Origin of the sequence: Streptomyces anandii JCM 4720 (assembly GCF_014650655.1) — a bacterium.
GTDB lineage: Bacteria > Actinomycetota > Actinomycetes > Streptomycetales > Streptomycetaceae > Streptomyces > Streptomyces anandii.
This window is the reverse complement of record NZ_BMVJ01000015.1, coordinates 162,108-169,514: the sequence shown is the minus strand read 5'-3', so window position 1 is coordinate 169,514 and position 7,407 is coordinate 162,108. Positions and strand designations below refer to the sequence as shown.

At 73.0% G+C, this 7,407-nt stretch carries 7 protein-coding genes and 1 pseudogene; 1 reads left to right on the top strand and 7 read right to left on the bottom strand.

Annotated elements, in window-relative coordinates:
- The 7 genes from IE249_RS25255 to IE249_RS25225 form a co-directional block, all read right to left on the bottom strand.
- On the bottom strand, positions 1-672 hold a 672-nt coding region (locus IE249_RS25255; RefSeq protein ID WP_189708182.1), incomplete at its 3' end, for an adenosylhomocysteinase.
- Between the two features lie 337 nt (positions 673-1,009).
- Positions 1,010-1,990, bottom strand: coding sequence for a cation diffusion facilitator family transporter (locus IE249_RS25250; protein ID WP_189708180.1), 981 nt, complete (start codon positions 1,988-1,990; stop codon positions 1,010-1,012).
- Between the two features lie 111 nt (positions 1,991-2,101).
- Complete coding sequence (gene manA / locus IE249_RS25245; RefSeq protein WP_189708178.1) at positions 2,102-3,253, bottom strand: mannose-6-phosphate isomerase, class I; 1,152 nt, start codon at positions 3,251-3,253, stop codon at positions 2,102-2,104.
- 56 nt (positions 3,254-3,309) lie between these two features.
- Positions 3,310-4,437, bottom strand: a complete 1,128-nt coding sequence (locus IE249_RS25240) for an SIS domain-containing protein (protein WP_189708176.1) — start codon at positions 4,435-4,437, stop codon at positions 3,310-3,312.
- 136 nt (positions 4,438-4,573) lie between these two features.
- Positions 4,574-4,744 (bottom strand): Trm112 family protein, encoded by a 171-nt coding sequence (locus IE249_RS25235; protein WP_007382472.1) that lies wholly within the window; start codon positions 4,742-4,744, stop codon positions 4,574-4,576.
- Positions 4,745-4,950: 206 nt separating this feature from the next.
- Positions 4,951-6,315 carry a phosphomannomutase/phosphoglucomutase gene (locus IE249_RS25230; protein WP_189708174.1) on the bottom strand — a complete coding sequence of 455 codons (1,365 nt, stop codon included), beginning with the start codon at positions 6,313-6,315 and terminating at the stop codon, positions 4,951-4,953.
- Between the two features lie 159 nt (positions 6,316-6,474).
- Positions 6,475-6,900 carry a DUF3499 domain-containing protein gene (locus tag IE249_RS25225; RefSeq protein ID WP_189708172.1) on the bottom strand — a complete coding sequence of 142 codons (426 nt, stop codon included), beginning with the start codon at positions 6,898-6,900 and terminating at the stop codon, positions 6,475-6,477.
- A 295-nt stretch (positions 6,901-7,195) separates the two neighbouring features.
- Between IE249_RS25225 and IE249_RS40100 the strand changes: the two are divergent.
- A pseudogene (locus IE249_RS40100) lies at positions 7,196-7,407 on the top strand (metallopeptidase family protein); the annotation flags it as partial.

The window sequence follows — 7,407 nt, the reverse complement described above, 5'->3', positions numbered from 1 at the left end:
AGTCCCGTCCCGCTGCATCTCGTACAGCCGGTGCACACCCGTCGTCGTCTCCTCCGTCACCCCACGGATCTCGGAGGACAGCTGGGTCCACTTCTGGGGGTTCTCGCCCAGGGTGCGGGTCAGCAGCTGGAGGATGACGCGGTGCTCGTCGGACTCGGCGGTGTCGACGGAGGGGACCTTGCCGTCCTTCTCGTACTCGACGCCCTTGTGGACGAGGAGCGTCGCGTCACCGCCGTCGTCCAGGATCATGTTCGGGCCGCCGGTGGGGCTGTCCGGCCAGGTCAGCGCCTGCTCGGTGCACCACCAGTACTCCTCCAGCGTCTCGCCCTTCCAGGCGAAGACCGGGATGCCCTTGGGGTTCTCGGGGGTGCCGTCCGGGCCGACGGCGATGGCCGCGGCGGCGTGGTCCTGGGTGGAGAAGATGTTGCAGGACGCCCAGCGGACCCGGGCGCCCAGCGCGACCAGGGTCTCGATCAGGACGGCCGTCTGTACGGTCATGTGCAGGGAGCCGGTGATCCGGGCGCCCTTCAGCGGCTGACGCTCGGCGTACTCCTCACGGATCGCCATCAGGCCGGGCATCTCGTGCTCGGCGAGGCTGATCTCCTTGCGGCCGAACTCGGCCAGGGAAAGGTCGGCGACCTTGAAGTCCTGTCGGTTCTCGACAGTCGTCATTGCGGGCTGCTCCTCGGAGTCGGGTCGAGGTGGGTACGGCTGATCTGCGCGGCGGCGGACACAGGGGTGCCCGAAAGAGGACACAGGCATGCCCGCGTACGCGCAGCGCAGTCCGTCGGAGGCCCTCTCTCCCTCGGCCGGCCCGTCGTGGGGCCGCCCGACCGCCATCAGCAGCGACGTCTGGCTCCGTCCCAAGCTACACCGGGAGAGCGGGCGGCCCCCAGTCCGCCTCCGGCCACTTGGCCGTCCCGCGGGGCGTACGGGGAGCCGTGGCGCGGCGCTGACCGGCCGGCCGGGCGCTGCCCGGCGGGCCGTGGAAAACCGGGATCGGTGCGGCTCAGTGGGAGTCGCTGTGCGGGGCCGGGCCGCCGGGGGTGGCCTCACGGTCCGGGCCCTTGGCGGCCTCCGTCTCGCTGTAGATGTCCGGCTCGAGGTAGATGACGCGGGCGATCGGGACGGCGGCGCGGACGCGGGCCTCGGCGGCGTCGATGGCGGCGGCGACCTCGGTGGCCGTGTCGTCGTGCCGGACGGCGATCTTGGCGGCGACCAGCAGTTCCTCGGGGCCGAGGTGGAGGGTGCGCATGTGGATGATGCGGGTGACCGTCTCGCCGTCGACGGTGGCCCTCTCGATCTGCTGGACCACGTCGGCGCCCGCGGCCTCGCCGAGCAGCAGGGACTTGGTCTCGGCGGCCAGGACGAGGGCGATGAGGACCAGCAGGACACCGATGCAGACGGTGCCGATGCCGTCCCAGACGCCGTCACCGGTGAGCAGGGCGAGTCCGACGCCGCCGAGGGCGAGGAGGAGACCGATCAGGGCGCCGAAGTCCTCCAGGAGGACGACCGGCAGCTCGGGCGCCTTGGCCCGGCGGATGAACTGCGCCCAGGACAGCGTGCCGCGCAGCTGGTTGGACTCCTTGATGGCGGTGCGGAAGGAGAAGCCCTCGGCGACGATCGCGAAGGCGAGGACGCCGACCGGCCAGTACCAGTGCTCGATGGCGTGGGGGTGGGTGATCTTCTCGTAGCCCTCGTAGATGGCGAACATGCCGCCGACGGAGAACAGCACGATGGAGACGAGGAAGGCGTAGATGTAGCGCTCGCGGCCGTAACCGAAGGGGTGTTGCGGGGTCGCCTCGCGCTGGGCCCGCTTGCCGCCGATCAGCAGCAGGAACTGGTTGCCGGAGTCGGCCATCGAGTGCACGCCCTCGGCGAGCATCGACGACGAACCGCTGAACGCGAACGCCACGAACTTCGATGCCGCGATCGCGAGGTTGGCGCCGAGTGCCGCCACGATCGCCCTGGTGCCGCCTGACGCGCTCATGTGTTCGCGTTGTCCCTTCGACTTCGTACCCAGTTGCCGGCCCGTCCGGTCTTTGCCGGTCCTTTGCCGGTGGGTCATTGTTGCAGCCCGCTCCGGCGGCGGTGCGTCAGGTCATACGACGACCGTGGCGCGGAAGACCGTGCCGGCTCCGGACACCGCCGCCTTCTCCCCCGCCGGCACGAACACCGACTGCCCGGGCGTCAGTTCGTGCTCGCCCGCCCGCACCGAGCCGGCCGTGCACAGCAGGATCTGCGGGGTACCGAGGGTCAGGTCGTGGGCGGTGGTGCCCTCGGGCAGGACGTGGCGGGACAGGCGGAACTCGTCGATGGGGGTGTCGTAGACCTCCTCGCCGTCCGGGGCGGCCTCGGGGCGCAGCACTCCGGGGCCGGCCGCCTCGAAGCGGACGATGCGCAGGAGTTCGGGGACGTCGACGTGCTTGGGGGTGAGGCCGCAGCGCAGCACGTTGTCGGAGTTGGCCATGATCTCCACGCCGAGGCCGTCGAGGTAGGCGTGCGGGATGCCGGCGCCGAGGAAGAGTGCCTCGCCGGGCTGGAGGCGGACGTGGTTGAGGAGCATGGCCGCGAGGACGCCGGGGTCGCCGGGGTAGTGGCGGGCGATCTCGGCGTAGGGGGCGTGCTCGCCGCCGAGCCGGGCGCAGGCGGCCGCGGCCTCGTGGACGGTGTGGGCGATCTCCTCGCGGTCGGCGGTGAGGATCGCGGTGAACACCTCGCGCAGGGCCGCCTCCTCGGGGCGGGCGCGCAGCAGGTCGACGTAGGGCTCGATGGAGTCCACGTCGAGTGCGGCGAGCAGGCGGGCGGTCTCGGCGGGGGCGCGGAAGCCGCACAGGCCGTCGAACTCGGTGAGCGCGCAGATCAGTTCGGGCTTGTGGTTGGCGTCCTTGTAGTTGCGCCGGGGGTCGTCGACGGGGATGCCGCGGCGCTCCTCGTCGGCGTAGCCCTCCTCGGCCTGCCGGCGGTCGGGGTGGACCTGGAGGGAGAGGGGGGCGCCGGCGGCGAGGAGTTTGAGCAGGAAGGGCAGGCGGAGGCCGAACCGGGCGACCGCCTCGGGGCCCAGTTCCCGCTTCGGGTCGGCCTCGACGACCTCGGCGAGGGTGCCGCGTGCGGTGCGCGAGGGCGCTCCGGGGTGGGCGCCCATCCACATCTCCGCCTGGGGTTCGCCGCTCGGCTCGACGCCGAGCAGGTGCGGGATGGCGGTGGTGGAGCCCCAGGCATAGGGGCGGATGGTGTTGTCGAGGCGGTCCATGCGTCACTTTCTGCGGTGTGGTGCGCTCTCGCGGCTGGAGACAGATCGGCTGCGGATCAGGTGCCGGAGGCGAGCGCCAGGTAGACGGCGGTGAAATCCGTGACGGCGATCAGTTCGGCGAGGCTCTCCAGTTCGCCGCCGGGGTCGGGTTCCAGCTCACTGATCGGCGTGTCGTGGCTGAGGGCCAGGTCACGGGCGGCGGGGGCGGCGGTGAGGCCGCCGAGCGGACGGTCGCGGAGCAGCACCACGCGCGCGTGCAGGGCCGGCGTCTCCTCCACGCGGTCGCGGAAGAAGTCGTCGGGGTCGGCGCTGGCGGCCAGCGGGCCGGCGAGCAGCGCGTTGTGCGCGGCGAGGGCTTCGGGCAGTTCGGCGACGACGGCGGGGGTGCCGGCGAGTTCCGCGAGCACGGCGGCGAACCGGCGGCCCGCGGGACCGGCCGAGGCACCCTCGGTCCAGATCACCGGCAGGGCGTCGGCGAGTTCGGCGGCGAGGGCCTTGGCGGGGTTGCTGTAGGTGACGATGGCGGGCCCGCAGCGTTCGGCGATGTGGTCCAGCCGGTCGGCGACGGCCTCCAGGGCGTCGGGCGGGGCGGCGAGCAGGCCGACGCGGTCCAGGAGGGCGAGCAGCGGGGTGAGCAGCGCCCACAGGACGCCGGGGGCGGATCCGGCGAGGGGTTCGTCGTCGTCGTAGGGGGCCGTGGCCATGGGGATGAACAGGCCGTGGGCGCCGTCGACGGCCTCGGCGAGCGGGGTGCCGGCGGGGGCGACGGCGACGACGGTGCAGCCGCGGCGGTAGGCCTGTTCGGCGAGCAGGGACAGGCTGGGTTCGGCGCCGTCGGGGGTGGCGATCAGCAGCAGGTCGACGGAGCCGGCCCAGCCGGGCAGTTCCCAGCGCAGGGCGCCGGAGGCGGGGGCCACACCGCTGGGGGCCAGGCGGGTGACGGGGCTGCCCGCGCCGGCGAGGGTGCCGAGCAGGTCGGCGGCGTGGGTGGCGGCCGCGCCGGGTCCCGCGATGAGTACGGCACGCGGGCGGCCGTCGGGTTTGAGGTCGGCCACGCCCGCCTCGGCGGCGTGCCGGGCGGCGGTGCGCACGCGGGCGCCGGCCTCGGCGGCGCCGCGGAGCAGTCCGCGGCGGTCGGCCTCGGCGAGATCCTCCGGGGCGTCGAGCAGCGATTCGTCGAGCATGGGCGGCAGCCTCCGATCGGGCTCCGGTCGCCGGTTCGTCGGGTGTACGGGGCGCAGCGCCTCGTGTGGCCGGGCCGCGGCCCCGTCCGCGTCCGGTCTCCGGTCGGACGTCGTGGGAGCGGGGCGTCGAGGGGCCTCAGGCGGGGCGGCGGGCCTCGTCGACGAGCAGGACGGGGATGCCGTCGCGCACGGGGTAGGCCAGGCCGCAGTCCTGGCCGGTGCAGATCAGCTCGGTGTCCTGCTCCTTGAGGGGGGCGTGGCAGGCCGGGCAGGCGAGGATCTCCAGGAGGCCGGCTTCGAGCGGCATGTGGGTTCCCTTCGGGGCGGACGGACGCGTGTGTGGTCGTACGGACGTGCCTGGTCAGGGTACCGCCGGTGGGGGCCGGGTGGCGGGGCCGGGCGGGGACCGTCCGGCGGCCGCCCGACCTGTCCGACCGGGTAGTTGAAGGGCGGACCCTCAGTGGTTGATCCTCAGTGGTTGATCCTCAGTGGTGGATCCTCGGTGGTGGATCCTCAGCCGCGGATGATCGCCAGGGCCTCGTCGCGCACCTTGGCCATCGTGGCCTCGTCGCGCGCCTCCGCGTTCAGCCGCAGCAGGGGCTCGGTGTTGGAGGGGCGGACGTTGAACCACCAGTCGGCGGCGGTGACCGTCAGGCCGTCGAGTTCGTCGAGGGTGACGTCCGGGCGGGCGGCGTAGGCGGACCTGATCGCGTCGAGGCGGGCCGCCTGGTCGGCGACGGTGGAGTTGATCTCCCCGGAGCCCACGTAGCGGTCGTACTGCGCCACCAGGGCCGACAGCGGGCCCGGCTGGCCGCCGAGGGCGGCGAGGACGTGCAGGGCGGCCAGCATGCCCGTGTCGGCGTTCCAGAAGTCCTTGAAGTAGTAGTGCGCGGAGTGCTCGCCGCCGAAGATCGCGCCGGAGCTCGCCATCTCGGCCTTGATGAAGGAGTGGCCGACGCGGGTGCGGACCGGGGTGCCGCCGTTCTCCCGCACCACCTCGGGGACGGTCCACGAGGTGATGAGGTTGTGGATGATCACGCCCTCGCCGCCGTGCCGGGCCAGCTCGCGGGCGGCGACCAGGGCGGTGATCGCGGACGGCGGGACCGGCTCGCCGCGCTCGTCGACGACGAAGCAGCGGTCGGCGTCGCCGTCGAAGGCGAGGCCGAGGTCGGCGCCCTCCTCGCGCACACGCCGCTGGAGGTCGACGATGTTCGCCGGGTCCAGCGGGTTCGCCTCGTGGTTGGGGAAGGTGCCGTCCAGTTCGAAGTACATCGGGACGACGTCGAGAGGCAGACCGGAGAAGACGGTGGGGACGGTGTGGCCGCCCATGCCGTTGCCCGCGTCGACGACGACCTTCAGGGGGCGGATGGAGGCCACGTCGACGAGGGAGCGCAGATGTGCCGCGTAGTCGTCCAACGTGTCGCGCCGCGTGATCGTCCCCGTCCGGGCCGCGGGGCTCGGGGCTCCCGACTCGAGCCACTGCCCGGCCAGTTCACGGATCTGGGAGAGGCCGGTGTCCTGGCCGACGGGTGCCGCGCCCGCCCGGCACATCTTGATGCCGTTGTACCGCGCGGGGTTGTGCGAGGCGGTGAACATCGCCCCGGGCAGGCCCAACGCGCCCGAGGCGTAGTACAGCTGGTCCGTCGAACACAGGCCGATCAGGGTGACGTCGGCGCCGCGGCCGGCCGCCCCGCGCGCGAACGCGTCGGACAGTCCGGGCGAGGAGGGCCGCATGTCGTGCCCGACCACGACGGCGTTCGCGCCGGTCACCTGGACGAAGGCCGCGCCGAAGAGTTCGGCGAGCGCCTCGTCCCACTGGTCCGGGACGACCCCGCGCACGTCATACGCCTTCACGATCTGCGACAGATCAGCAGCCACGGCCAACCCTCCTGGATGTCCTGTCCGGTGGCGCCGGTGACGCCCCGGTGACGACAAACTACCCGTCCCGGACGGTGGCGTGGTGCACGGTGCCTGGGCCGTCGGCACTGCCGTCGTCCGAGGTGGGCGGCGGTGCGCCGAACGCGCTGAACGGTTTTGTCAGTTGTCCGGGGAACGCAGCACGCGGAGATGGCCGCGGCGCGCGACCTCCATCGGGTCCGCCCCGCGCGGGCCGCCGCCACCGGCCTCGGCCGCGCGCTGCTGCGGGCGGGCCGCCTCGCGCACGGCGTTGGCGAGCGCTTCCAGGTCGTCGCCGCTGGGGCGGGCGGGAGCCGAGCCGTCCAGGAGCCGGACGACCTCCCAGCCGCGGGGCGCGGTGAGGCGCTCGGAGTGCTCGGCGCACAGGTCGTAGCAGTGGGGTTCGGCGTAGGTGGCGAGCGGGCCGAGGACGGCGGTCGAGTCGGCGTAGACGTACGTCAGCGTCGCTACGGCGGGACGGCCGCAAGCGGTGCGCGAACAGCGACGTACAGGGCTCACGACGTTGGACGGTACCGCACTCTTGAGCGGGCCGCGACGACTCTCCACCAGGTCACTCCCCCGTGTCGTTGTGTGAAACGCCCCACAGGTCCCTTCTGACACACCTTGCTGACCTGGGCAGACGTCGGCGTTCGATATTCCGGACACCTCTTTCTCCGGTCACGACTTGGTACAAACACCGTCAATTGCCTTGAGTTCCACGGTCCTGGAGAGATACGGAATCGAGCCCAACCTTGGCTGGAATGGTCACCAACCGGCACGCCCCGAAAGGGTCCGACAGGGGGTCCGCGATGCCGCGCGGGGCCGGGCGCCCGGGGGCGGCGGGGACTACCCTTCACCAGTGATGGACAACCGTGTACCGCCCCGAGCCGCCGGCCCCGGGCCCCGCCGTCGCGACCGCCACGGCCGGGGCATGCGCGGCCCGATCGCACCGCCGCAGGTACCGCTCGCCGCGAGCCGCGCCGAGGCGTTCGCGGACCTCGTGCAGGACTCCGTGGAGCGGCTGGAGCGGCGCTGGCCGCAACTGGCCGACATGGACTTCCTGGTGCTGGAGGT